The sequence below is a fragment of the Micromonospora sp. GCM10011542 genome (assembly GCF_042650685.1).
GTDB lineage: Bacteria > Actinomycetota > Actinomycetes > Mycobacteriales > Micromonosporaceae > Micromonospora.
In genome coordinates this window covers 49,032-72,695 of the sequence record NZ_JBHSBO010000033.1, presented here as the reverse complement: position 1 = coordinate 72,695, position 23,664 = coordinate 49,032, and the positions used below count along the sequence as shown (strand labels likewise).

The 23,664-nt window shown below is 73.0% G+C and carries 22 protein-coding genes; 13 read left to right on the top strand and 9 right to left on the bottom strand.

Translation table 11 applies throughout. The annotated features are described in order from the left end of the window. Positions 1 to 32 precede the first annotated feature (32 nt). The 5 genes from ACFOW4_RS12350 (at position 33) to ACFOW4_RS12330 (ending at position 4,673) form a co-directional block, all read left to right on the top strand. Complete coding sequence (locus ACFOW4_RS12350; protein WP_377527219.1) at positions 33 to 644, top strand: dihydrofolate reductase family protein; 612 nt, start codon at positions 33 to 35, stop codon at positions 642 to 644. Further along, on the top strand, positions 641 to 1,597 hold the full coding sequence (locus ACFOW4_RS12345) for a GNAT family N-acetyltransferase (protein WP_377527217.1): 957 nt from the start codon (positions 641 to 643) through the stop codon (positions 1,595 to 1,597). The genes ACFOW4_RS12350 and ACFOW4_RS12345 overlap by 4 nt, the downstream gene beginning before the upstream one ends. A 202-nt stretch (positions 1,598 to 1,799) precedes the next feature. After that, complete coding sequence (locus ACFOW4_RS12340) at positions 1,800 to 2,753, top strand: SRPBCC family protein (protein ID WP_377527215.1); 954 nt, start codon at positions 1,800 to 1,802, stop codon at positions 2,751 to 2,753. 29 nt (positions 2,754 to 2,782) lie between these two features. After that, on the top strand, positions 2,783 to 3,955 hold the full coding sequence (locus ACFOW4_RS12335; RefSeq protein WP_377527213.1) for a zinc-dependent alcohol dehydrogenase: 1,173 nt from the start codon (positions 2,783 to 2,785) through the stop codon (positions 3,953 to 3,955). 136 nt (positions 3,956 to 4,091) lie between these two features. After that, on the top strand, positions 4,092 to 4,673 hold the full coding sequence (locus ACFOW4_RS12330; protein ID WP_377527211.1) for a GNAT family N-acetyltransferase: 582 nt from the start codon (positions 4,092 to 4,094) through the stop codon (positions 4,671 to 4,673). Positions 4,674 to 4,680: 7 nt separating this feature from the next. Here ACFOW4_RS12330 and ACFOW4_RS12325 read toward each other — a convergent pair whose 3' ends face one another. Next, complete coding sequence (locus ACFOW4_RS12325) at positions 4,681 to 6,159, bottom strand: glutamate--cysteine ligase (RefSeq protein WP_377527209.1); 1,479 nt, start codon at positions 6,157 to 6,159, stop codon at positions 4,681 to 4,683. A gap of 183 nt (positions 6,160 to 6,342) precedes the next feature. Here ACFOW4_RS12325 and ACFOW4_RS12320 point away from each other — a divergent pair, with 183 nt between their 5' ends. Continuing rightward, entirely contained in the window at positions 6,343 to 6,681 is a 339-nt protein-coding gene (locus ACFOW4_RS12320; protein ID WP_377527265.1) for a DUF3817 domain-containing protein, read from the top strand. A 33-nt stretch (positions 6,682 to 6,714) separates the two neighbouring features. Here ACFOW4_RS12320 and ACFOW4_RS12315 read toward each other — a convergent pair whose 3' ends face one another. Then, positions 6,715 to 7,575, bottom strand: coding sequence for an alpha/beta fold hydrolase (locus tag ACFOW4_RS12315; protein ID WP_377527207.1), 861 nt, complete (start codon positions 7,573 to 7,575; stop codon positions 6,715 to 6,717). Between the two features lie 49 nt (positions 7,576 to 7,624). Further along, the gene (locus ACFOW4_RS12310) at positions 7,625 to 8,164 is read right to left on the bottom strand and encodes a hypothetical protein (protein WP_377527264.1); all 540 of its coding nucleotides are present in this window, start codon (positions 8,162 to 8,164) and stop codon (positions 7,625 to 7,627) included. 151 nt (positions 8,165 to 8,315) lie between these two features. On the opposite strand from ACFOW4_RS12310, the gene ACFOW4_RS12305 reads away from it, so the two are divergent. From ACFOW4_RS12305 to ACFOW4_RS12295, 3 genes are read left to right on the top strand one after another with little or no spacing between them, the layout of a single operon-like run. After that, positions 8,316 to 9,440: a Vms1/Ankzf1 family peptidyl-tRNA hydrolase gene (locus ACFOW4_RS12305; protein WP_377527206.1), complete on the top strand. Its 1,125-nt coding sequence runs from the start codon at positions 8,316 to 8,318 to the stop codon at positions 9,438 to 9,440. Continuing rightward, positions 9,433 to 11,187, top strand: a complete 1,755-nt coding sequence (locus tag ACFOW4_RS12300; protein ID WP_377527204.1) for a thiamine pyrophosphate-binding protein — start codon at positions 9,433 to 9,435, stop codon at positions 11,185 to 11,187. Before ACFOW4_RS12305 ends, ACFOW4_RS12300 begins: the two co-directional genes overlap by 8 nt. A gap of 49 nt (positions 11,188 to 11,236) precedes the next feature. Next, the gene (locus ACFOW4_RS12295; protein WP_377527202.1) at positions 11,237 to 12,337 is read left to right on the top strand and encodes an iron-containing redox enzyme family protein; all 1,101 of its coding nucleotides are present in this window, start codon (positions 11,237 to 11,239) and stop codon (positions 12,335 to 12,337) included. Between the two features lie 48 nt (positions 12,338 to 12,385). On the opposite strand, the gene ACFOW4_RS12290 is transcribed toward ACFOW4_RS12295, so the two are convergent. Next, positions 12,386 to 12,613: a CDGSH iron-sulfur domain-containing protein gene (locus tag ACFOW4_RS12290; RefSeq protein ID WP_377527200.1), complete on the bottom strand. Its 228-nt coding sequence runs from the start codon at positions 12,611 to 12,613 to the stop codon at positions 12,386 to 12,388. 211 nt (positions 12,614 to 12,824) lie between these two features. Here ACFOW4_RS12290 and ACFOW4_RS12285 point away from each other — a divergent pair, with 211 nt between their 5' ends. Both ACFOW4_RS12285 and ACFOW4_RS12280 read left to right on the top strand, forming a co-directional pair. Then, positions 12,825 to 14,228: a hypothetical protein gene (locus ACFOW4_RS12285; protein ID WP_377527263.1), complete on the top strand. Its 1,404-nt coding sequence runs from the start codon at positions 12,825 to 12,827 to the stop codon at positions 14,226 to 14,228. A gap of 220 nt (positions 14,229 to 14,448) precedes the next feature. After that, positions 14,449 to 15,585 carry a SigB/SigF/SigG family RNA polymerase sigma factor gene (locus ACFOW4_RS12280; protein ID WP_377527198.1) on the top strand — a complete coding sequence of 379 codons (1,137 nt, stop codon included), beginning with the start codon at positions 14,449 to 14,451 and terminating at the stop codon, positions 15,583 to 15,585. A gap of 84 nt (positions 15,586 to 15,669) precedes the next feature. Here the strand turns inward: ACFOW4_RS12280 and ctaD are convergent, their stop codons facing one another. From ctaD to ACFOW4_RS12255, 5 genes are all read right to left on the bottom strand, one after another. Next, entirely contained in the window at positions 15,670 to 17,661 is a 1,992-nt protein-coding gene (gene ctaD / locus ACFOW4_RS12275; RefSeq protein ID WP_377527196.1) for a cytochrome c oxidase subunit I, read from the bottom strand. A 115-nt stretch (positions 17,662 to 17,776) separates the two neighbouring features. Next, complete coding sequence (locus ACFOW4_RS12270) at positions 17,777 to 18,505, bottom strand: ATP-binding protein (RefSeq protein WP_377527195.1); 729 nt, start codon at positions 18,503 to 18,505, stop codon at positions 17,777 to 17,779. An 88-nt stretch (positions 18,506 to 18,593) separates the two neighbouring features. After that, positions 18,594 to 19,052: a DUF4383 domain-containing protein gene (locus ACFOW4_RS12265; protein WP_377527193.1), complete on the bottom strand. Its 459-nt coding sequence runs from the start codon at positions 19,050 to 19,052 to the stop codon at positions 18,594 to 18,596. Between the two features lie 85 nt (positions 19,053 to 19,137). Continuing rightward, positions 19,138 to 20,295: a glycosyltransferase gene (locus ACFOW4_RS12260; RefSeq protein WP_377527191.1), complete on the bottom strand. Its 1,158-nt coding sequence runs from the start codon at positions 20,293 to 20,295 to the stop codon at positions 19,138 to 19,140. Between the two features lie 22 nt (positions 20,296 to 20,317). Beyond that, complete coding sequence (locus tag ACFOW4_RS12255; protein WP_377527261.1) at positions 20,318 to 21,301, bottom strand: glucosyl-3-phosphoglycerate synthase; 984 nt, start codon at positions 21,299 to 21,301, stop codon at positions 20,318 to 20,320. A 228-nt stretch (positions 21,302 to 21,529) separates the two neighbouring features. On the opposite strand from ACFOW4_RS12255, the gene ACFOW4_RS12250 reads away from it, so the two are divergent. Continuing rightward, positions 21,530 to 22,540: a Gfo/Idh/MocA family protein gene (locus ACFOW4_RS12250; RefSeq protein WP_377527189.1), complete on the top strand. Its 1,011-nt coding sequence runs from the start codon at positions 21,530 to 21,532 to the stop codon at positions 22,538 to 22,540. Continuing rightward, the gene (locus tag ACFOW4_RS12245; RefSeq protein WP_377527187.1) at positions 22,533 to 23,621 is read left to right on the top strand and encodes a zinc-binding alcohol dehydrogenase; all 1,089 of its coding nucleotides are present in this window, start codon (positions 22,533 to 22,535) and stop codon (positions 23,619 to 23,621) included. Before ACFOW4_RS12250 ends, ACFOW4_RS12245 begins: the two co-directional genes overlap by 8 nt. Positions 23,622 to 23,664: the final 43 nt, after the last annotated feature.

Genomic DNA, 23,664 nt, shown 5'->3' with positions numbered 1-23,664 from the left:
GAACAGTCCGGCCCTCAACCAAGGAGATGGTCGTGCGTAAGCTCGTGTACTACATCGCTGCCACCCTGGACGGCTTCATCGCCGGGCCGGACGGCGCGGACCCTACCGGCCCCGGCGGGTTCTGGCCGATCCCGGACGACTACCTGCACCACCTCATCGCCGAGTTCCCGGAGACACTGCCGGGCCCGGCCCGGCAGGCGTTCGGCATCACCGCCGAGGGCGCCCGGTTCGACACCGTGCTGGAGGGCCGCCGATCCTATGAGGTGGGGTTGGCGGCCGGCGTGACCGATGCCTACCCGCACCTGCGCCATCTGGTGTTCTCGCGCACCCTGGGCACGAGTCCGGATCCCGCCGTCGAGGTCATCTCCGAGGATCCCATCGCCACCGTGCGCGAGCTCAAGCGGCACGACGGCCGGGACGTCTGGGTGATTGGCGGCGGCGCGCTGGCTGGCGCCCTCTACCCGGAGATCGACAGGCTGATCATCAAGCTCGCTCCGTTGACCATCGGTGCCGGCATCCCGCTCTTCGGTCGCGACGCCGTCTTCACGCCGCGCAGCTGGCAGCTGACCGAGCACACCGTCCTGGACAGCGGCGCGCTCTTCCTCACCTACACCCGCACGCGCGCCGATCAGGAGTCAGCATGACCAGCAGCGCCACCGCTCCCGACGGCGTCACCATCCGCCCCGTCAATGGGCCCGACGAGATCGATCTGTTCAACAGCCTGCCGTACACCATCAATCACGAACTCGCGGACGATCTCGCCGAGCACCGGCGCCGACCGGAGTGGATGTGGATGGCGCTGCACGGTGACCGCCTGCTGGCCAGGGTCGCCTGGTGGGCCCGCAGCGGCGACAGCACCCCGCTGCTGCTGGACATCCTCGACCTCGACGACAATGCCGAGGACCTCACCGACGTCGCACAAGCGTTGTACGAGACGGCGGCGGCCACGGTCGTACCGTCCGGTGCCACCCCACCCGAGTACGGCCGCTTCATTCCGGCGGACTGGCGGGAGGACCCGGTCACCTACCGGGCGGTGCGATCCAGGATGGCCGTCCTCGAGAACACCGGCGCCAGGCTGACCGTCGAACGGCTGCGCCTGGAATGGCGCTCCGGCGCGGGTCAGCCCGCGCCGGATTCGCGCCTGACCTTCCACCCGGCAGACGACACCGACCACCTGATCGCGCTGATGACGAGCGCCCTGGACGGCACCCTGGACGCGCACAGCCGCACCGACCTGGCGCGGATGTCCGCCCACGAGGCCGCTGTGAAGCACTACGAGGAGGAACTCGCCACCTACTCCAGTCCCCGCTCCTGGTGGCGGATCGCCAAACTGGGCGACAGCGGCGAAGCGGTCGGGTTCATCGTCCCGGCCCGCAACGCCTACCACCCGGTGATCGCCTACCTCGGCGTCGTCCCCGAGCACCGCGGCCACGGCTACGTCCACGGTCTCCTCGCCGAAGGCACCCGCATCCTGGCCGACGAGCACGTCACACACATCCGTGCCGCCACCGACCTGGGCAACGCCCCCATGGCGAGCGCCTTCGCCCGCGCCGGCTACGTCAACTTCGAGCGCGCCATCAACATGGCCTGGCACTGAGCAGATCGACCCGGGGAGAACCTGCGCGTCAGCGCTGGCCGGTTGGACTGCCCCCACCTTCCCGAAATCGGTCTCATGCTCCGATTTCAGGGCATACCGTCATCGTGGCGGTCGCGCACCGCCCGGCCGCTGTTCGGTGGCCGCCGGGTGGTCGCGCTCCGCGTGGACGTCCGGGCCGACGAGCAGAGCGGAAGGGACGCACGTGGACCGTGTCGACGGGGTACTCCTGCCGGAACTGGACGGGTCGGAGCCGAGCGTGGCGCTGCCCCGAACGCTGGGCTGGCTGAGTCTCGCGCTCGGCATCGGCGCGCTGGCCGAGCCGGGACCGCTGGCCCGGCTCACCGGGGTCGACGACGACCCGAGGTCCTGGGCCGTCATCCGGGGCGTCGGCGCGCGCGAGTTGGGGCACGCCGCCAGCCTGATCGCCGGGCGGCGTCCCGGCCGCTGGGCGTGGACCCGGGTGGCCGGCGACGCGATGGACCTGACCCTGCTCGGCCAGGCGCTGACCGACCGGTGCGGTGAGCGGCGCCGGCGGGTCGCCCTGACCACCGCCGCCATCGCCGGCATCACCGCGCTCGACCTGGCCGTCGCGATCGGCGCCACCCGCGCCCGCCGGGCCCGGGAGCGCATGATCCGGATCAGCATCGGGGTGACCGTCAACCGCTCGCCGGCCGAGGCGTACCGGTTCTGGCGCGACGTGGAGAACCTGCCCCGATTCATGTCGCACCTGGAGTCGGTGCGGGCCGACGACCTGCGCCGCTCGCACTGGATCGCGCGCGGGCCGGCCGGCCGGCGGATCGAGTGGCAGGCCGAGATCCTCGACGACCAGCCCAACCGGTCGATCGCCTGGCGGTCGGTGCCGGGCGCGCGGGTGCCGAACGCCGGCCGGGTCCGCTTCGATCCGGCGCCCGGCGACCGGGGGACCGAGGTACGCGTGCAACTCGGCTACGCGCCGCCCGCCGGGAAGCTCGGCCGCGCGGTGGCCAAGCTCTTCGGCGAGGAACCCGAGCAGCAGGTACGCGACGACCTGCGCCGGTTCAAGCAGGTGCTGGAGACCGGCGAGGTGGTCCGCTCCGAGGGCAGCCCGAACGGCATCTCCGTGCACCAGCAGGTCATGCAGCGCCCGGCCCAGCCGCTGCCGACCGCCCGCCGCTGACCGTCCCCCGACTCCGAAAAGGATTGACCATGAAGGCCACCGCCTGGATGGGCACCGACCGCGTCAAGGTCATCAACGTGCCCGAGCCGACGATCATGAACGCCCGGGACGCGATCGTGAAGATCTCCACCACCGCGATCTGCGGCTCGGACCTGCACCTCTACCACGGCTACGTCCCGGCCATGCGCAAGGGCGACATCCTCGGGCACGAGTTCATGGGCGAGGTGGTCGAGGTCGGCCCACAGGTGCGCAACCTGCGCGTGGGCGACCGGGTGGTGGTGCCCTTCCCGATCGCCTGCGGGCACTGCAATTCCTGCCAACGCGGGCTCTACTCGGTGTGCGAGAACTCCAACCCCAACGCTGGTGTCGCCGAGAAGATCATGGGGCACTCGCCGGCTGGCATCTTCGGCTACTCCCACCTGCTCGGCGGCTATGCCGGCGGTCAGGCCGAGTACGCGCGGGTGCCCTTCGCCGACGTCGGCCCGATCAAGGTGCCCCACGAGGTGCCCGACGACCAGGCCGTCATGCTCGCCGACGTCTTCCCGACCGCCTGGATGGGCGCCGAGATGTGCGACATCAAGCGCGGCGACGTCATCGCCATCTGGGGTGCGGGCCCCGTCGGGCTGCTCGCCGCCGCGAGCGCCCGGCTGCTCGGCGCCGAACGGGTGATCGTCATCGACCGGTACCCGTACCGGCTGCGGCTGGCCCGGGAGCACGCCGGGGCGGAGACGATCAACTACGAGGACACCGACGTGCTGGACACGCTCAACGAGCTCACCGCCGGCCGCGGCCCGGACGCCTGCATCGACGCGGTCGGCCTGGAGAGCCACCACGGCAACGCCGCCATGTACGCGTACGACCGGGGGAAGCAGGCGGTACGGGTGGAGACCGAGCGGCCATTCGCGCTGCGCCAGGCGATCCTGGCCTGCCGCAGCGGCGGGGTCGTGTCGGTGATCGGCGCGTACGGCGGGTTCGTCGACAAGTTCCCGATGGGCGCGTTCATGAACCGGTCACTGATCATGCGGACCGGGCAGTGCCACGTGCAGCGCTACACCCGGCCGCTGCTGGAGCGCATCCAGCGCGGCGAGATCGACCCCAGCTTCATCGTCAGCCACCGCATGCCGCTCAAGGACGCCCCGAAGGGCTACAAGATCTTCCAGAAGAAGCAGGACGACTGCACCAAGGTCCTGCTCAAGGTGTGACCCGGCGGCATGGAGGTGGCCGGGGCACCGAGTACCACGCGGCGCCTTTGGAGCTGATGTCGTAAACGCATCGGCTGCCGCACCCGCCCAGTCAGCGGGACCGTCCGGGCGGGCCGGGGCGGCTAGCGTGTCGGCAATGGAGAGCGGTGGCGTGCCGGGCGTGGTGCATGAGGCGGACGGTCTCACCATCCGGCTGCGGCCGGTCGCCGAGACCGACCTGGAGATGTTCCGACGGTTCTGCACCGAGCCGGGCCTCATCGGGCTCGACTGGGCGGGCTTCCGGGACGCGGCGGCGCCCGCTCGGCGGTACGCCGTCGACGGCTACCTCGGCGAGGACGACGGCCGGCTCATCGTCGAGGTCGACGATCCGCAGCCCGTCGCCGCCGGCCTGGTCAGCTACCGGGCCGGGGTCTACGGCGGGACGGCGAAGTACTGGGAGATCGGGGTCGCACTACTACCGGAGTGCCGAGGGCGGGGGATCGGTTGGCGCGCCCAGGCGCTGCTCTGCGACTACCTGTTCGCGCACACTCCGGCGCAGCGGATCCAGGCCGGCACGCACCCGGAGAACGTCGCCGAGCAGCGCGCGCTGGAGAAGGCCGGCTTCCAGCTCGAGGGGGTCGTGCGGGCGTGCGAGTTCCGGGCCGGCCGCTGGCGCGACGGATACCTCTACAGCCGGCTGCGCGACGACCCGTCACCCTGGGCCCGCCCGAGGGAGTGATGGTGGGTCAGGGGATGGGCCACTCGTGCACAGGCCGGTTGCTGTGCATGAGCGTCACGTAGTGCCGGACCACCTCGCGCAGCGCCGCCGGGCGGTCCAGGTGGTCGGCGGACTCCAACCGGTGCAGCGTCTCCACCTGCCAGCTCGCGCCGTTGCGGCCGGTCAGGCAGCGCTGCTCGATGATGCCGAGCAGCCGGTCGCGCTCGTCCGGATGCAGGCCCCACCGGTCCAGCCCGTGGTGCGCCAGCGGCAGCAGCCGACGCAACACCAGCTCGGTCACCGGCAGGTAGCCCAGGCCCGGCCAGAAGACCTGAGCCTCGATGCCGTACCGGGCGCAGCTGTTGAAGTTCTCCTCGGCCGCGCTGAACGACATCTGCGACCACAGTGGCCGATCCGACTCGGCCAGCGCCCGGACCAGCCCGAAGTAGAACGCCCCATTGGCGACGGTGTCCAGCACCGTCGGCCCGGCGGGCAGCACCCGGTTCTCCACCCGAAGGTGCGGCCGGCCGCGCGACACGTCGTACACCGGACGGTTCCACCGGTAGACGGTGCCGTTGTGCAGCCGCAGCTCGGCGAGCCTCGGCACCTCGCCGGCCGCGAGGGTCTGCGCCGGGTCCTCCGGGTCGCAGACCGGCAGCAGCGCCGGGAAGTAGCGCACGTTCTCCTCGAACAGGTCGAACACGCTGGTGATCCAGCGTTCGCCGAACCAGACGCGCGGGCGTACCCCCTGGGCCTTGATCTCCTCCGACCGGGTGTCGGTGGCTTGCTGGAACAGCGGGATGCGGGTCTCGCGCCACAGCTCCCGGCCGAAGAACAGCGGCGCGTTGGCGCCGACCGCCACCTGGATGCCGGCGATGGCCTGCGCGGCGTTCCAGTAGTCGGCGAACTGGGCCGGGCTGACCTGCAGGTGGAACTGGGTGCTGGTGCAGGCCGCCTCCGGGGTGATGGTGTCGGCGGTGGTGGCGAGCCGCTCGATCCCGTTGATGGCGATCCGCAGGTCCTCACCGCGGGCGGCGAAGATCTGCTCGTTGAGCAGCGCGTAGCGCGGATTCGCCGAGAGCGTCCCGGCGGTCAGGTGCTCCGGGCGCAGCGTCGGCAGAATGCCGATCATGACCATGTGCGCGCCGATCTTGCGGGCCTTCTCCTCGGCCGCGTTGAGGCTGGCCCGTACGTGGTCCTCGAACTCCGCGGTGCCGGTGCCGGTCAGCCGCCGGGGCGCCACGTTGATCTCCACGTTGAACTGGCCCAGCTCGGTCTGGAAACTCGGGTCGGCGATCGCCGCGAGGACGTCGGAGTTGCGCATCGCCGGCATCGACTCCTCGTCGACGAGGTTCAGCTCGATCTCCAGCCCGGTCATCGGCCGGTCGATGTCGAACCGCGCCTCGCGCAGCATCTCGGCGAAGACGTCCAGGCAGCTGCGGACCTTGTCCCGGTAGCGGGCCCGGTCCTCACGGCTGAAGGTCCGTACGCCGACATCCTCGCCCATGGTCACCACCCTGTCACCGCTGGTCCCCCTAACCTCGCACGTGTCAGGCGGGCGGGGAAGACCCAATGGTCCCTTCCTACCCAGCCGCGGGCCCGGTGACCCTCGTCGCGTCCCGCGTACTTTGCGCCGTCGCGGGCGGGCCGCACCGCTAGCATTGCCGCCCGAGAGGTGGTGGCGGTGGATATGCGCGAGAAGGTGACCCGGCTGTTCGTGGCGGCGGCGATCGCCGAGGCGTGCTCCTGGCTGGCCCTGCTGGTCGGCATGGTGGTGAAGTACGGTCCGCCGGGAAACGAACTCGGCGTCAAGATCTTCGGCCCGATCCACGGCGGGCTGTTCATCGCCTACGTGCTGCTGGTGCTGGCAGTCGCCCGGCTGCACCGGTGGAGCCTGCCGGCCACCGTGGTGGCGCTGGCCTGCGCGGTGCCGCCGTTCGCCACCCTGGCCTACGAGCGTTGGGCCCGCCGTCGCGGGATGCTGGGCGCCACCCGGCGACAGGTCCGCGAGCCCGCCCCGGTCGGCTGAGCCACCGCCGGGCGGGCCGTACGTCGCGAGCCGTCAGCCGGCCAGGAAGTCGGCCAGGATCGCGGTGAGCGCCTCCGGCGCCTCCTCGGCCATGTGGTGACCCGAGTCGACCGAGGCGACGCGTACGTCGTCGGCCCACTCCCGCCAGATCGCCGCCGGGTCGCCGTACAGGTCGACCATGTCGTCGCGCTCGGAGTACGCGAACAGCACCGGACAGTCGATCCGCCGCCCGGCCGCGCGGTCCGCGTCGTCGGCCGCCCGGTCCGGGCCCAATCCGGCCCGGTAGTCCTCGCACATCGCGTGCACCGTTGCCGGGTCGTGGATGGCCCGGTGGTAGTCGGCGTACGCCTCCTCGCCCATCTCGGCGGGGGAGCCGCCGTACCAGGCGTCCGGATCGGCGTTGATCACCCGCTCCGCCGGCTTGCCGGTCTGACCGAGGAAGAACCAGTGCCACCAGCGGGCGGCGAACCGGGCGTCGCAGCGGGCCAGCGCCGCACCGATCGGCACCCCGTCGAGCACACCGAGCCGGCTGACCCGCTCCGGGTGGTCCAGTGCCGTGCGCATCGCCGCGTACGCGCCGCGGTCGTGGCCGATCACCGCCGCCCGCCGGTGCCCGAGCGCGTCGAGCAGCGCCACGACGTCACGAGCCATCGCCCGCTTGGCGTACCCCGAGTGGTCGGCGGTCTCCGGCGGCTTCGTCGAGCCGCCGTAGCCGCGCAGGTCCGGGCAGATGACGGTGTGCCGCTCGGCGAGCAGCGGCGCAACCCGGTGCCAGGTGGCATGGGTACGGGGATGGCCGTGCAGCAGCACCACCGGCGGGCCGGACCCGCCGTGGCGCACGCGCAGGCGTACCGGGCCGACGTCGATCTGTTCATGGGTGAATCCGGGAAACATGCCCGAGCCGGTGCCCACCGTGCCCGGGCGGGAAACGCGGGCCGACCGCTCAGGTGAGCGCGGAGCAGGCCGCCACGCCGGTGAGCAGCAGCGCGCCCAGCACGGCCTGGAGCAGCAGCGGCGGCCCGAGGTGCGACCAGAGTGTCGCCGTACGCGGAGTGAGCAGCTGACCGGTGGTCAGGTTGACGATCCGCTCGATGCGCGGCGGCAGCTCGGGGTCACGCTGCGGGCGCAGGGTGAGCTGCACGTGGTCGGCCGGGTGCAGGGCGCTCTGCGGAAGGTGGCCGTGCAGCTCGACCTCGCAGAGCCGGCCGGCGGCGTCCCGCAGGCGCAGCGGGGTGACCAGGTACTCCGGGCCCTGCTTGAGCTCCTTCCAGCGTCGACGGGCGCCGCCACCGCCGCCGGGCAGCAGCGAGCGCAGCAGCACCATGAGCAGCCCCGCCACCCCGGCCGCGGCCAGCACCGCCACCAGCACCGGCTGGCCGATCCGCACCTCCCGGGAGTAGCCGTCGACGAGCCGGACCACCCGCCCGGTGACGATCCGCTCCGTCGGATGCACGATCCGTCGGGTGTCGAGGCCGCCGTCCATCATCACCACCCAGAGTCCGGTTGCTGTCACCGATCGTATCGGCGTCCCCGGTTGAACGACGTGAATGAAACCTGGTCACGGGCTCATGGCCGCGAGGTGACAACCCGGGCGACCCGGGTATGCGGAGGGCCGAGCTGGAAAGGGGTCGAGCATGCAGCTGTCCTTCCTGCGCCCGCTCTACGACCGACCCGGGCCGTGGTGCTCGGTGTACGTGGACGCCTCCGCGAACACGGAGGACGCCCATCCGGCACTGGACCTGCGCTGGCGCGCTCTACAAGGCCAACTGACCGACCAGGGGGCCGACGAGGCGACCGTCGCCGCGCTGGACCGGGTGGTCCGCGGGCACGATCCGAAGGTGGGGGGCTACGGGCTGGCGCTCTTCGCGACCCGTGGCCGGGTGGTGCTCTCGGAGTTCCTCTCCGCGGCGCCGCTGCGGGATCTGGCCCACTACGGCCCGCTGCCGCACGTGATGCCGCTGTTGGCACAGCGCGGCGAGCAGGTGGCCTGGGTGCGGGTGCTGGCCAACCGCCTCGGCGCGGACGCCATCGCCATCAGCGCCGGCGGAGTTCCCCGACGCGCGCACGTCGTCGGCCGTGAGGACTTCCAGCTGCGCCGGGTGCAGCCCGGCGGCTGGTCCCAGTCGAAGTACCAGAAGTCCGCCATGGAGGCCTGGCACACCAACGGCGGCAACGTCGCCGCGGCGACCGTCGAGCTGGCCGAGAAGGTCGGCGCGGAGGTGGTGGTGATCGCCGGTGACGTCCGGGCCACCGGCGTGGTGGCCGCCCAGATGCCGGAGCGCTGGCAGGACGTGATGGTGCGGACCGACGCCGGTTCACGGGGCGACGGCTCCGACAACACGTTGCTGGACGACCTGACCGTGCAGACCATCGCCGAGGTCGCCGACCAGCGGATCAGCGCCAAGCTGGACCTGTTCGGCATGCAGGAGGACGTCGGCGCCGGGCTGGACGCGGTCGTCTCCGCCCTGCAGCGCAATCAGGTGGACACCATGCTGATAGTGGACGACCCGTCGGCCAACGGCGAGCTCTGGATCGGCCCCGAGCCGACCCAGATCGCCACCGACCCCGGGCAGCTGGCCGCGATGTCGGTGCCCGACCCGCAGCGGGTCCGTGCGGACGCGGCGTTGGTGCGGGCGCTGGTGGGCACCGATGCCGAACTCACCGTCCTCGGCCCGGACGAGGCGCCCGACCTCACCGACGGCGTCGGCGCGGTGCTCCGCTACACCGACGCGAGCACCCCGGGGCGCGGCAATGGCTGAGCGGATCGGCGCCGACGTGGTGGTGGACCGGCTACGCGCCTGGCGGGTGCCGCGCGCGTTCGGCTACCCGGGCGAGGCGATCGCCCCGCTGGTCGAGGCGTTGGACCGGGCGGGCGGCGACCCGGCGTTCATCCCGGCGCGGCACGAGGAGACTGCCTCCTTCATGGCCACCGGGCACGCCAAGTTCACCGGCGGCATCGGGGTCTGCCTGGCCACCCAGGGGCCGAGCGCGGTGCAACTGCTCAACGGCCTGTACGACGCGAAGCTGGACAGCAAGCCGGTAGTGGCGATCGTCGGGGAGGACATCTCCGGCCCGCTCGGCGGCGCCCACCAGGAGATCGGGCTGAGCCGGCTCTTCGGCGACGTGTGCAACCAGTTCGTCCAGTACGCGCGCAGCGCCGAGCAATTGCCGACGTTGCTGGACCAGGCGTTCCGGACCGCGGCGGCGACTCGCAGCCCGACCTGCGTGGTGCTGCCCCGGCACGTGCAGGAGACCCGGGTGCCCGACCTGCAACCGCAGGCCGCCGGGGTGCTCTCCGCGACGCCCGGCGAACCGCTGGCCCGGGTGCTGCCGCACGAGGCCGACCTGGCCGCCGCCGCGCAGGTGCTGGGCAGTTCCCAGCGCACCGCGATCCTGGTGGGCCAGGGCGGTCGGGACGCCGCCGAGGAGATCATCGCGTTGGCCGACCGGCTCGGGGCGGGGGTGGCCACCTCGCTGCTGGGCAAGCCGGTGCTCGACGAGCGGCTGCCGTTCCACACCGGCGTGCTCGGCGAAGTCGGCACCCCGGCCGCCGCCCAGCTGATGGGCGGCTGCGACACCCTGCTCATGATCGGCACCAACGACCCGTGGACGGGCTACTTCCCGATGCCGGGGCAGGTGCGCACGGTGCAGATCGACATCGACGGCCGCCGGATCGGGACCCGGTACCCGGTCGACGTGCCGCTGGTCGGTGACGCCGCCGAGACGGTACGGGCGCTGCTGGGCCGGGTACCGGACCGGCCTAACCGGCAGTGGCGGGCCACGGTGGAGAACTCCGTCGACCGGTGGCGGATGGCCGCCGTCGAGCGTGCCTCCGCGCCGGCCGAGCCGGTGAATCCGCAGCTCGTCCTTCAGGAGCTGTCCAACCGGTTGCCGCGCAACGGCGCGGTGGCGGTCGACGTGGGGTCGGTCATCTACTGGTACGCCCGGCACCTGGAACTGCCGCTCGGGGTGAACGCCCAGCTCTGCGGCACGCTCGGGTCGATGGGCTGCGCCCTGCCGTACGCGGTGGCCGCCAAGCTCGACGCTCCCGACCGGCCGGTGATCGCGCTGATGGGGGACGGCGCCATGCAGCTCAACGGGCTCGCCGAGCTGATCACGGTGTCCCACCACTGGCAGAAGTGGGCCGATCCGCGGCTGGTGGTGCTGGTGCTCAACAACCGGGACCAGTCCGGAATGGGTGGCGGCCGGCAGCCGTCGAGTGACCCCGCCGCGCGCCGCCCCGACGTGCCGTACGCCGGCTGGGCCCGGCTGCTCGGGCTGCACGGCGTGCGGGTGGACCGCCCGGAGCTGGTCGGCGCGGCCTGGGACGAGGCGCTCGCCGCGGACCGCCCGTGCGTGGTGGAGGCCGTGGTCGACGCGGCGGTGTCGCTGTCGCCGCCGGAGCCCGCCTTCGCCGACCTGCGGTCGGTCTTCGACCACGGGGAGGCCGCCCGGCGGGTGCGCGAGCAGGTGGAGGTGACCGTGGCCGCCGAGGACCTCGTTTAGCTGGTCCCGGCCAGGGCATGAGAAGTCGGCCAACGACGCTGGAGGTCACATGCCCGATCCCACCGACCGCCGGTACGGTCCCGCGCCCCTTCCGCAGCCGCGCGGCCCGCTCTCCGCAGCGGTGGTGGCGGCGCTGCGACAGCCGCCGCACGACCTGCCGGCCGAGCTCGGTGCCGACCTGGACCCGGTGGACCCGCTGACCGACGAGGACCTCCAGCTCACCCTGTTCCTCTGCTACGAGCTGCACTACCGCGGCTGGCACGGGGTGGACGAGGCCTGGGAGTGGCAGCCGTCGCTGCTGGCGCTGCGGGCCCGCGCCGAGGCGCCGTTCGAGGCGTCCCTGCGCGAGTTGGTCGGCCCGCTGCCGGCGGTGCCACCCGGCGGCGTGCCGGCCGGCCTGGCCGAGGTGGTCGCCGCCGACGAGGGCCCGTCGCTCTCCAGTGCGCTGCAACGGCGCGCCGACCTGGCCCAGTTCCGCGAGTTCCTCACCCACCGGTCGGTGTACCACCTGCGCGAGGCGGACCCGCACAGCTGGGCGCTGCCCCGCCTCGGGGGCCCCGCCAAGGCCGCCCTCGTGGAGATCCAGGCCGACGAGTACGGCAACGGCCGGCTGGACCGGATGCACTGTGAGCTGTTCCGGCGCACGCTGGACCGGCTGGGCCTGGACACCGGCTACGGCGCCTACCTGGACGCGGTGCCCGCGGTGACCCTGGCCGTCAACAACGTGATGTCGCTGTTCGGCATGCACCGACGGCTGCGGGGCGCGCTGCTCGGCCACCTGGCCGCCTACGAGATGACCTCGTCGTTGCCGAACCGCCGCTACGGCAACGGGCTGCGCCGGCTCGGCCTGGACGAGGTGGCGACCGGCTTCTACGACGAGCACGTGGAGGCCGACGCGGTGCACGAGCAGATCGCCGCGCACGACCTGTGCGGCGGCCTGGTCCGGGTGGAGCCGCAGCTGGCCGGGGACGTGTTCTTCGGTGCGGCGGCCGCGCTCGCGGTGGACCGGCTGTTCGCCGGGCACCTGCTGGACAGCTGGGCGGCCGGGCGCAGCTCCCTGCGCGACCCTTCGCCGCCGGCGCTGAGCCGGTCGGTGCCGGCCGGCCCGTCCGCGCCCGCCACCGTACGGGGCCTGCCAGCAGTCGCTTGAGCCCGGGCACCCGACGCACCGCGGCGGGCCGAAGATCGGGCGATGCCCTCAGCCCTGTCGGCTGGTACCGGCGCGGAAGTTGATCGCCTTGTGCGTACCGTCGCAGAACGGCTTGAGCGCCGACTTGCCGCACCGGCACAGCGCGACCGTGCCCCGGCGCCCGTCGATCCGCTCGCCGTCGGGGGTGACCAGCTCGAAGTCGCCGCGGACGAGCAGCGGCCCGTCCTGGTACGGGGTGATCGTGGCGGCGGCCTCGTTGGTCCTCTCGCTACGCATGGACCCGGAAATGCCCGCCCTGGCACGGGCGAAACCCGATCACCTCCGCCGCCCACTGCGGCATCGTCGCCGAACGCCGCTGATGACCGGCGCACCCCGCTGACCTGCGGGATTGGTGCCGCCGGGTGGGGATGCCCCGTTTGAACCCCATCGGGACGGGAAGCCGGGCCGCGTGGTGAGCGAACGAGGCAAGGTGGGGCCGGTGCACAAGGTGCACGAGGGGCCGACGGCCGAGGGCGCCGGTCTGGCCGGCGACCGGGTCGTGGCGGTGGGCAGCGCCGCCCGGATTCTGGTCGCCGCCACCGCCCGCGCGCTACGCGGGGAGGACTGCGCCGACCTGGGGCACTCCGGGCCGGTGTCGCGCTTCCCGGGGGCCCCGGAACCGGTGCGGCGCGCCGCGGCCACTCGGGCCGCCGGCCGGGTCGCCCTCACCGTGGCCCAGGCCGGTGAGGTGGACGCCGCGCGGGTCGCCCGCTGGTTCGCCGACCAGTACCCCCGCCAGCGCTACCCCGGGGTGGTGCTCGGCTCCCCGCACGGCGCGGCGGCGCACCTGGCGGTGGCCCTCGGCGTGCCGTGGCTGCCCGCCGGCTTCGAGATGAGCGTGCACTGGACCGACGGCGCGGTGGACCGTCCGGGGGCGGCGCTGGAGCACGGGGCCGCGCTCGCCGCCCCGCTGCTCGCCGCCAACGCCGACGTGCACCTGCGTCAGGTGCACTGCCCGGCCAGCCGTGGTCCGCTGTCGGCGGTGACGGTCTCGCTGACCGCCCGCTGGCGGACCCTGCCGGCGGCGTACGCGCGGTTCCTGGCCGAGCGGCTGGCTCCCGGCGCCCCGGTGCTGCTGCTGCGCGACGCGCGGACCTGGCCGGTGCTCGACGGCGGTCAGGGGCACAGCTTCCAGGTGGGCTGCCCGGGCAGCGGGCTCGACCCGGTGGACTTCGACCCGGACAGCCACGCGCTGCGGCAGGTGCTGCGCTCCGCCGGCGGGGACGACACCTGCTGGGAGCCGCCGGAGGTCTCCGCCGCGTCGGGCAGCGCCGAGCACGGCGTGGAGTCCGGTTTCGAACTCGCCGCGCGGGACTTCTCGACCCGCCAGGGTCACCCGTTGCACCGGGTGCTGGTCCCGCGCCCGGCCGCGCTGAGCGCGGCGGTCGCCGACCTGTACCGGCGTTGGCTGCGCGGCGCCGGCAAGACCGGTGACCGGTTGGTGGTCGAGTGTGGCCGGCTGCTCGATCCGTGGCAGGTGGTGCGGGCGGGGATGGTGCCGTACTGGTGTGAGAACGCCACCCGGCGCAGCGTCGACGAGGCGGAGTGGTGGCTGGCCGGCAGCGAGCCGTTCAGCTCGGTGGACGTGCTGCCCGAGCCGCCGGGGATGCGCTCGCCGGCCCTGGCCGGGCTGCCGCAGTGGCTGGCGGTGGCCGGGTTCGGCCGGCGGCGTCGGGCGCTGGACCGCGCCTCCGCCCGGGGGTACCCGGTCACATCGGTGCCCACCCGCCGGGCCACCGAGGTGCTCCGGGCCCAGCCGTACGACCTGCCCGTGCCGCCTGCGTTGGGAGTCACCGAGGCGCTGACCGTACTCCGCGACAGTGCCACCTACCAGGGACTTCTCGTCTCCTGAGGCGGAGGCGGCGAAACATCCTCGCGAACCCGCAGTCCCGTGATTGAGTACCTACGGAGCGGGAACATCGCTGGCTGCGACGGCTTGAACACGCTGCGCAGAAGCGTTGTCGCCCGCTGGCATCCCAGTCACTGACCCATTTCCGGCCCGGTGCGTTGCTCGACCATGCGCACGACCGGTTTCCCAATCCGGGCGGGGGACCTTCCTGAGGGAGGCGCGGATGTTCGGACAGACCACCACGACCACACCACCACCCACCGATCGGGGCCTTGAGGATCTCGACGCTGCGGCGTTGGCGTACGCGGCCCGGATCGAGGGCCTGCCACCCGAGCGGCGGCAGGAGGCGCGTGACGATCTGGTGCGCTTCGCGCTGCCGTTCGCCGGCCGGCTGGCTCGCCGGTACCGGGGGCGGGGAGAGCCGTTGGAGGATCTGGAGCAGGTCGCCCGCCTGGGCCTGGTCAACGCGGTCGACCGGTACGACCCGGAACGGGGCTCGTTCACCGCGTACGCCGCGATCACCATCGTGGGCGAGATCAAACGGCACTTCCGCGACCGCACCTGGGGGGTGCACGTACCCCGCCGGCTGCGCGACCTGATCCTCGAGGTCGGGCAGGCCACCTCGGCGCTGACCAGCGAGCTGTCCCGGGCGCCGACGGTCGCGGAGTTGGCCGCGCGGCTGGAGACGCCGGAGGAGGAGATCCTGGCCGCGCTGGAGTCGGCGGCTGGGTACAGCCCGGCGTCGCTGAACGCCCCGGTGGGTGGCGAGAGTTCCGCCGAGTTCGGTGACCTGGTGGGCGAGTCGGACAACGCGCTGGAGTCGGTCGACGACCGGGTCACCGTCAGCGGCCTGCTGCACCGCCTGCCCTGGCGGGAGCGGCGGATCCTGGCCATGCGCTTCTATGGCAACCAGACCCAGGCGGAGATCGCCGCCCGCTTCGGCATCTCGCAGATGCACGTCTCCCGGCTGCTGTCCCGGGCGCTGACCTGGCTGCGTCAGGCCATGCTGGCCGACGCGCCGCCGCCCTGGCAGAACGGCGCCGCCGAGCCGGACCCGGGCAAGACCCGGATCTCGGTGAAGCAGAACGGCGACCGGGTGGTGGTCGAGGTGGGCGGGGAGGTCGACCGGGACGGCGCGGACCAGCTGCGCCGGGCGATGCTGGAGGCCGTCACCGGCCAGCCCAGCGAGGTGATCGTGGACCTGGTCGGCGCGGGCGGCTTCGACGCCGGTGGGATCGCCGCCCTGTTGGCCGGCCGGGAGGCGGCGGCCCGGACCGGGGTGCCGCTGCGGTTGACCCGGGTGCAGCCGGCGGTGCGCCGGTCGCTCACCGCCGCCGGCCTCGCTCCGGCCCGGGAGTAGGGCGGACCGGCCCGGCCGCGGGCCGAGGACATGAGGGGCGGGGCCGGCACCTGAAGAAGGTGCCGGTCCCGCCCGCGTACCTCGTCAGTGTTCGTCGCGGTCGCCCTCGCTGTGCGGGTGCCGCCAGCGCTCGTGCGGTTTCGGCCCTTCCTCGCGGTCCTCAGGTGCGTCGCTCTGTTCGAAGCTCGGACGACGGACGCCCTCGGGCTCCGGCACCTCCACCGGCCGGGCGCCGGACTCGGCCGCAGGCTGGAACGCCGTGGCCTCGCGGGCGCCGTGTGCGCCCTCGGCGGCGGGTGACTCCGGTGCGCGGTGCTCCACGTGCAACTCCTCGGTGAAATGCTGCGGTGGCTTGGTGGTGCGCTGTGGCAGGTCCCGGCCCAGGTCGGCGACGAGCGGGCCGTACTTGAGGTCGAACGCCGGGCGCTCGGAGCGGATCCGGGGCATCCGGTCGAAGTTGCGCAGCGGCGGCGGGCAGGTGGTGGCCCATTCGAGCGAGTTGCCGAAGCCCCACGGGTCGTCCACATTCACCATCGCCCCGTACCGCCAGGACTTCCAGGCGTTGTAGATGAAGAACAGTGTGGACAGGCCGAGGATGAACGCGAAGATGCTGGAGATGGTGTTCAGTACGGTGAAGCCGTCGGTGGGCAGGTAGTCGGCGTACCGGCGGGGCATCCCCTCGCTGCCCAGCCAGTGGTGCACCAGGAAGGTGCCGTGGAAGCCGATGAACATGGTCCAGAAGTGCGCCTTGCCGAGCCGGTCGTCGAGCAGCCGGCCGGTCATCTTCGGCCACCAGAAGTAGTAGCCGGCGAAGAGTGCGAACACCACAGTCCCGAACACCACGTAGTGGAAGTGCGCCACCACGAAGTAGGTGTCGTGGGTGTGGAAGTCGGCCGGCGGGCTGGCCAGCAGCACCCCGGTGAGCCCGCCGAGCAGGAAGGTCACCAGGAAGCCGATGGCGAACAGCATCGGTGTCTCGAAGGTGAGCTGCCCCTTCCACATGGTGCCGATCCAGTTGAAGAACTTCACCCCCGTGGGCACCGCGATGAGGTAGCTCGTGATGCTGAAGAACGGCAGCAGCACCTGGCCGGTGGTGAACATGTGGTGCGCCCACACGGTCATCGACAGCACGGTGATCGCGACGGTGGCAAGCACGATCCCGGTGTAGCCGAAGAGCGGCTTGCGGGCGAAGACCGGGATGACCTCGGTGACGATGCCGAAGAACGGCAGCGCGATGATGTAGACCTCGGGATGGCCGAAGAACCAGAACAGGTGCTGCCAGAGCATCGGCCCACCGGTCGCCGGGTCGTACACGTGCGCGTTGAGCAGCCGGTCGGCCATCAGGGCCAGCAGCGCCGCGGCCAGCAGCGGGAAGACGAAGATCACCAGCACGCTGGTGAAGAGCATGTTCCAGGTGAAGATCGGCATCCGGAACATGGTCATCCCGGGCGCGCGCAGAGTGAGGATCGTGGTGATCAGGTTCACCGCGCCGAGGATGGTGCCCAGCCCGGAGATGACCAGGCCGACCACCCACATGTTCGCGCCCACCCCCGGTGAGTGCTCCACCGAGCTCAGCGGGACGTACGCGGTCCAGCCGAAGTCCGCCGAGCCTTGCGGCGTGAGGAACCCGCCGACCACCATCAGGCCGCCGAACAGGTACAGCCAGTAGGCCAGCGCGTTGAGCCGGGGGAACGACACGTCCGGCGCGCCGATCTGGATCGGCACGATGAAGTTGGCGAACCCGAACGCCGCCGGGGTGGCGAACAGCAGCAGCATCACCGCGCCGTGCGAGGTGAACAGCTGGTTGTACTGCTCAGAGGAGAGGATCTGCAGTCCCGGCCGGGCCAACTCGGCCCGGATCAGCATCGCCTCCAGCCCGGCCAGCAGGAAGAAGCCGAACGAGGTGAGCAGATAGAGCACACCGATCTGCTTGTGGTCGGTGGTGGCCAGGAACTTGATCAGAGAATTCCCGGGGACCGGCGTACGTAGTGGCCCGGGGTAGCCTCCGAACCGGGCCGGTGCCAGGATCGCCGGGCCGCGGTCGCGACCGGGTTCCGTGGTTACCCGCTTGGGCATGTCTTCTCACCCCGTCGTGACGACAGAAAGGACGGGCGTGCCTACCCGACCCTCTGCCCATGTAACCAGGCCGAAGCGGTAATTTCGGTCAGAACGACGGTACCGGCGCGACGACTCAGGTCGCGGGCAGCATGGCCCAGACGGCCTTGCCGTCGCCGGCCGCCACGCTGCCCCAGCGCTGCGCCAGCTCGCGGACCAGCAGCAACCCCCGCCCACCCTCGGCGCGCGGGTCGGCGTCGCGGGCCCGCGCGGCCGCCGGGCTGCCGTCCACCACGGCGAGGTGTAGGTACGGCCGGCGCAGGGTCAACGTGACCTGCATCGGCGTGCGGGCGTGCCGGACCACGTTGCCGACCAGCTCACTGAGCACCAGCGACGCCGGCCCGGCAGCCTCCGGCAGGTTCCACCGGGCGCACGCGTCGCCGACCAGCTCGCGGGCCCGCCGGCAGGCCTCGGCCACCGGCTCCAGCCGGGTGCGCAGCCGGGGAACGCAGGCCGCGCCCGCCGTCCGGGTCGCCTCGGCGCAGTCCGGACGCACCGGCAGCACCCGGCAGGCGGTCGACTCGGCCAGCCAGCGGGCGGCGGCCGGTCCCGGGGCGCAGAGCACCACCGGCACGGCCGGCCACTCCTCGGCCCGGCGGGCCGTCGCGGCGAAGACCGACAGGGCCAGGCGGTCGCGGACCGTGACGTCGGCCAGGTCCACCACGAGCGCCTCCGGCTGGTTCGCCAGCGCGCCGTCCAGCGCCTGGTGCACCGAGCGCATGGTGCCCAGGTCCAGCGCGCCGGTGAGCCGGACGACCGCCACCGGCGCCGCGGTGCGCAGCTCGCAGGTGATCCGGCTGGACATCGAAACCTCGCTTCGCTGCTGGGTCGGGACCTGCCAACTACCCGAGCCCCAGCCTGGTCAAACCGGACCGACGGGACGTGCCGTCACGTCAGCGTCGCGCCCGCCCGGTCAGCGCGCCCAGCCCGATCATGCCGAGCCCGAGCCCGAGGTGCAGCCAGTCGTCCGCGTCGTTGACGGGAAGCACGTTGGCGCCGCTGGCGTGGTCCACCGCCAGCCCGTAGAGCCAGAGGACCAGGTAGACCGCACCGCCGCCGATCAGGTAGGCGCGCGCCCCGGTCACCGTCCGGGCCAGCGCCAGGCCGGCCACCCCGAACAGCAGGTGCAGCAGGTTGTGCAGCACCGACACCTGGAAGACCCCGAAGAGGTACGCGCCGGAGCCGTGCCCCGCGAAGCCCAGGTCGCCGGTGCCGCTGGTGATCCCGGGTACGAAGCCGAGCACGCCGACCAGCAGGAACAGCACCGCCACGGCGCTGGCCGCCCGACGTACCGGCGCCTTGCCTTCGGCCGGGTTGTGCCGGGCGCGGGCGTGCGCCATCGGTCCGACCATCACCGACTCCTTGCTGCGCGGCGGGCGTGAGCACCGCCGCGTTCCCGCCGCCGACGGGGGCAAACCCGGCGGCGGCGCGGCCGGATCACACCGGTTGCAGGCGCGGCGCGGCGGCCAGCTTGCGGACCCGCTCGTACAGCTCGACGTAGCGCTCGGCCATCACGGCCGGGGTGAACCGGGTCGCGGCCACCGCCCGGCACTCGTCCGGCTCGAGCAGCCCCGCCGCCAGGACCAACTCGCCCAGCTCCTGCTCGTCGTCGGTGAGCAGGCCGGTGCGGCCGTGCTCGATCAGCTCCGGCAGGCAGCCCCGGGCGGTCGCCACCACCGGCGTGCCCAGCGCCAGGGACTCGACCACGGCCGTGCCGCCCGGCTCCTCCCAGCGCAGCGGGAACAGCGAGGCGCGAGCGCCGGCGAGCAGGTCGTCGCGCTCCTGGCCGGCGACCGTGCCCACCCAGCGGACCAGGTCACCGTCGACGTGCGGGGCCACCTCGTCGAGGAAGAACCGCACGTCCGGGTTCTGCCGGGCGTCATCGCCAGCGGCGGCCAGGTCGGCCGGGCGATGGTACGGGCCGACCGGCCCGGCCAGCACCAGCGGGAAACCGATCTGGTGGGCGAGTCGCACGCCGACGTCCTGCCCCTTGCCCGGGTTGATCCGGCCGAGGATGAGCAGATAGTCGCCCTTGTCCGGGCGGGGGCGCCGGTCGGCGTCCACAGCCAGGGGGGTGGACAGGTGCACGTGGCCCACCGAGTGGTCGCGCAGCGCCTGTGGGGCGCGGGCGAGCTGCGAGGCGGAGACCCCGTTGACCCGGACCCGGTCGCCGCCGTCCAGGGTGCCGTAGAGCGCGGGGTGCTTGGCCAGGTCCCAGTGCAGGGTGTGCAGCGTCGGCGGCCCGGCCGGTCCCATCGCGGTGAGGGTGGCCAGACCGACGGCCTCGACGTGGTCGTGCACCAGGTCGATGTCGTCGCGGGCGTGCAGCTCGCGGACCACTCCGGCCAGGTGCGCCTGGGCGATGCCGCAGACCTGGTTGTACGGCCGCTGCAGGGCGGCGAACTGGCCGTCGGGGAAGACCGAGACCAGCTCCTCCACCGGCAGGTCGCTGGTGCCCACCGAGGCGAGCACCACCCGTACGCCGAGCCGGCGCAGCTCCGGGACCAGCGTGGCGATCACGTTCTCGATCCCGCCGTAGCCCGGTGGCGGCACGGACAGCCACGGGCCGGCGTTCATCAGCACGGTCAGGCTCATCGCGCCCGCCCCATCCGGGCGCTCACGCCGCCGCCACCCGTCGGCGCGGCACCCGGTGCCGCAGCTCGGCCAGCGGGGGGCGCTCCTCGATCGACACGTCGCTGACCACGATCTCGCGGTCCAGGTTGGGCAGCGCCTCGGAGCCGCCGCGGCGGAACTGGGTCAGCAGCGGATCGGGTGAGGTGCCGGGGCTCGCCCAGCCGCGCCGTTGCAGCCGCGACCAGGCGGTCAGCATGATCTGCGCGGACATCCGGCCCAGCGCCGCGGTGTCCTGGTGGCGGTGCTTGCGCTCGCCGAGGTCGACCTGGGCGAGGGCGTCCAGGCCGACGAGGTCGAGCAGGTCGATCAGCATCGCGGTCTCCACCCCGTACCCGGAGACGAACGGCACCTGGGCGAGCACCTCGCGGCGGCCGGCGTACTCGCCGGCCAGCGGCTGCACGAAGCCGGCCAGCTCGGGCCAGAAGAGGTTGAGCAGGGGGCGGGCCATCAGCTCGGTCACCCGGCCGCCACCGTCCTGCTCGACGCTGGACGGGCCGACCAGCGGCCGGTGGTAGAAGCCCTTGACGAAGTCGACCGAGGGGTCGGTCAGCAGCGGGCCGAGCAGCCCGGTGACGAAGTGCGGACGGAACTCCCGCAGGTCGGCGTCGATGAACGCGACCACGTCGCCCTCGGCCGCGGCGAGGCCGGCCCAGAGCGCGTCGCCCTTGCCGGTCAGCCGGGGCAGCCCCCGGGTCATCGCGTCCTGGCTGACCACCTCGGCGCCGGCGGCCCGGGCCACCTGGGCGGTGCGGTCGGTCGACCTGGAGTCGACGACGATGAGCTCGTCCACCAGGGTGACCCGTTCCATCAGGTGTTCGCGGATGGTCGACACGATCGCGCCGACGGTGGCTTCCTCGTTGTGAGCCGGCAGCACCACGCTGACCCGGCTGTCTCCCTTGGCGCGCAGCAGCCGCCGGGCCGGCCAGTCCGCCGAGGACGTGGTCCGGTAGGTGGCCCACGCCTCCACCACCGGTGACACGGTCGTTGTCGAATCCCGCACGGGCACCCCTCCGCTTCCATGGTGGAAAAACCGGAGAGAGTAGTTCCCACTCCCCGCCACCCGCTAACCGTTCCCAGGGCAACAGCTTGATCACAAGGGTGACGCCCCCCGGTTCCCGGGGGATGAACGTTTGATTGCGCACACCCTGGGGGACAGCTTCCGTCACAGTCGAAACGTTCTCAGAGGGGTTGTTGCATGCGCAGGTGCCGGGTGGGACTGGTGGGAGCCGGCGGGGTGGCACAGCGGCACGCCCGCGTGCTGACCGGGTTCGACGACGTGGAGCTGCTCGGGGTCACCGACGTGGCACCCGAGGCGGCGGCCGCGCTGACCACGTCGTCCGGTGGGCGGGTCTTCGCCGACGTCGCCGAGCTGCTGGAGGCCGGACCGGACGCGGTGTACGTCTGCGTGCCGCCGTTCGCTCACGGCCCGGCCGAGGAGGCGGTGATCGCCGCCGGCGTGCCGATGTTCGTGGAGAAGCCGGTCGCCGTCGACCTGGCCACCGCCGAGCGGATCGCCGACCTGGTCGCCCGGCGCGGGCTGCTCACCGCGGTGGGGCACCACTGGCGCTACCTGAGCGTGATCGAGCCGGTCCGCGAGCTGCTGGCCGGCCGGCCGATCCGGATGGTCGGCGGCGCCTGGCTGGACAAGGTGCCCCCGGTGGCCTGGTGGGCCCGGCGGGAGCACTCCGGCGGACCGGTGGTCGAGCAGGCCGCCCACGTGCTGGACCTGATCCGGGCGCTGGTCGGCGAGGCCACCGAGGTGACCGCGTACGGCAACGGCACGCCACCGGCGGTGGACGGCGCCGACATCGACTCGGTGACCACCGCCACGCTGCGCTTCGCCGGCGGCGCGGTGGGCACGCTCAGCGCCGCCTGCGTGCTGGGCTGGAAGCACCGCGCCGGGCTGGAGATCCTCGCCGACGGCCTGGCCCTGTCGCTGACCGAGGACGGCGTGGTGATCTGTGACGCCGATGGTGAGCGGCGGATCGCCGCCGACCCGGAGGCGGCCCGGGTGGCCGTGGACCGGGCCTTCATCGACGCGGTACGCGGTATCGGCGACGACGTGCGCGTCCCGTACGCCGAGGCGCTGGGCACCCAGCGGCTGGCCCTCGCGGTCGCCGACTCGGCCCGCACCGGACGTACCGTGCGGCTTACCGCGCCGGCCGCGGCGCCGCTGCTCAGCAGCGGGGTGACCGTCGATGCGTGACCGGGTGGTGGTGGTCTCCGGCCCGGGCCGGGTGGAGCTGACCGAGCAGGACGCGGCGCCGCTGCGGCCCGGCGCCTTCCGGGTCCAGACGCTGTTCAGCGGCGTCTCCGCCGGCACCGAGCTGAGCTTCGTCAAGGGCACCAACCCCTACCTCAACGTCACCTGGAACGCCGACCTTGGGCTCTTCCAGCCGGGCGCGGCGAGCACCCCGTACCCGGTGACCCGGCTGGGCTACATGCAGGTCGGCCGGGTGGTGGAGAGCGACACCCCGGCGGTGCCGGTCGGCGCGGTCGGTGCGATGACCTACGGGCACCGCACCGGCTGGGTGGCCGACCCGGTGGCGGAGCGGTTCGTCCCGCTGCCCGACGACCTCGACCCGCTGCTCGGCGTGTACGTCGCCCACATGGGCCCGATCTGCGCCAACGGGCTGCTGCACGCCGCTGCCGACCTGCACGGCCCGGACGTCCGCGCCCTGGGCGACGGGGTACGCGGACGCCGGGTCGCGGTGGTCGGCAGCGGGGTGGTGGCCCTGCTCACCGCGCTGCTCGCCCGGCGACACGGCGCCGCCTCGGTGGTCGTGCTCGACCCCACCCCCCAGCGCCGCGAGGTTGCCGAGGCGCTCGGCCTGGAGACCCTCGACCCGGACGCCGACGACCCGGCGGTGGTGCTCAAGACCCGCTGGGCGCACAGCGCCGGCGACCGGGGGGCCGACGTGGTGTTCCAGTGCCGCGGCCAGGCGTGGGCCCTGCACCTCGCGCTGCGGCTGCTGCGCCCCCAGGGCACCGTGATCGACCTGGCCTTCTACCAGGACGGAGCGGATGCGGTGCGGCTCGGCGAGGAGTTCCACCACAACGGCCTGTCGCTGCGCTGCGCGCAGATCGGCCGGGTGCCCCGCGGGCTCGCCCCGACCTGGGACCGGGAGCGACTCTCCGCCGAGACCATCGACCTGCTGCGGGCGTACGGCGACGTGATCCGCAAGCACCTGGTGTCGGCGGTGGTGCCGTTCGACGAGGCGCCCGCCCTCCTCACCGACCTGGCCGAACGCCGCCGCCAGGAACTCCAGGTGGTGCTGGCCTGCTGAGCACGCCACCGGACGGGTGACCGGGCCGACTACCGTTCCCCGC

Coding starts and splice junctions, on each gene's coding strand:
- ACFOW4_RS12345 (WP_377527217.1), top strand. CDS start 641: ATGACCAGCAGCGCCACCGCTCCCGACGGCGTCACCATCCGCCCCGTC.
- ACFOW4_RS12335 (WP_377527213.1), top strand. CDS start 2,783: ATGAAGGCCACCGCCTGGATGGGCACCGACCGCGTCAAGGTCATCAAC.
- ACFOW4_RS12330 (WP_377527211.1), top strand. CDS start 4,092: ATGGAGAGCGGTGGCGTGCCGGGCGTGGTGCATGAGGCGGACGGTCTC.
- ACFOW4_RS12325 (WP_377527209.1), bottom strand. CDS start 6,159: ATGGGCGAGGATGTCGGCGTACGGACCTTCAGCCGTGAGGACCGGGCC.
- ACFOW4_RS12320 (WP_377527265.1), top strand. CDS start 6,343: ATGCGCGAGAAGGTGACCCGGCTGTTCGTGGCGGCGGCGATCGCCGAG.
- ACFOW4_RS12315 (WP_377527207.1), bottom strand. CDS start 7,575: ATGTTTCCCGGATTCACCCATGAACAGATCGACGTCGGCCCGGTACGC.
- ACFOW4_RS12310 (WP_377527264.1), bottom strand. CDS start 8,164: ATGGACGGCGGCCTCGACACCCGACGGATCGTGCATCCGACGGAGCGG.
- ACFOW4_RS12305 (WP_377527206.1), top strand. CDS start 8,316: ATGCAGCTGTCCTTCCTGCGCCCGCTCTACGACCGACCCGGGCCGTGG.
- ACFOW4_RS12300 (WP_377527204.1), top strand. CDS start 9,433: ATGGCTGAGCGGATCGGCGCCGACGTGGTGGTGGACCGGCTACGCGCC.
- ACFOW4_RS12295 (WP_377527202.1), top strand. CDS start 11,237: ATGCCCGATCCCACCGACCGCCGGTACGGTCCCGCGCCCCTTCCGCAG.
- ACFOW4_RS12290 (WP_377527200.1), bottom strand. CDS start 12,613: ATGCGTAGCGAGAGGACCAACGAGGCCGCCGCCACGATCACCCCGTAC.
- ACFOW4_RS12280 (WP_377527198.1), top strand. CDS start 14,449: ATGTTCGGACAGACCACCACGACCACACCACCACCCACCGATCGGGGC.
- ctaD (WP_377527196.1), bottom strand. CDS start 17,661: ATGCCCAAGCGGGTAACCACGGAACCCGGTCGCGACCGCGGCCCGGCG.
- ACFOW4_RS12270 (WP_377527195.1), bottom strand. CDS start 18,505: ATGTCCAGCCGGATCACCTGCGAGCTGCGCACCGCGGCGCCGGTGGCG.
- ACFOW4_RS12265 (WP_377527193.1), bottom strand. CDS start 19,052: ATGGTCGGACCGATGGCGCACGCCCGCGCCCGGCACAACCCGGCCGAA.
- ACFOW4_RS12260 (WP_377527191.1), bottom strand. CDS start 20,295: ATGAGCCTGACCGTGCTGATGAACGCCGGCCCGTGGCTGTCCGTGCCG.
- ACFOW4_RS12250 (WP_377527189.1), top strand. CDS start 21,530: ATGCGCAGGTGCCGGGTGGGACTGGTGGGAGCCGGCGGGGTGGCACAG.
- ACFOW4_RS12245 (WP_377527187.1), top strand. CDS start 22,533: ATGCGTGACCGGGTGGTGGTGGTCTCCGGCCCGGGCCGGGTGGAGCTG.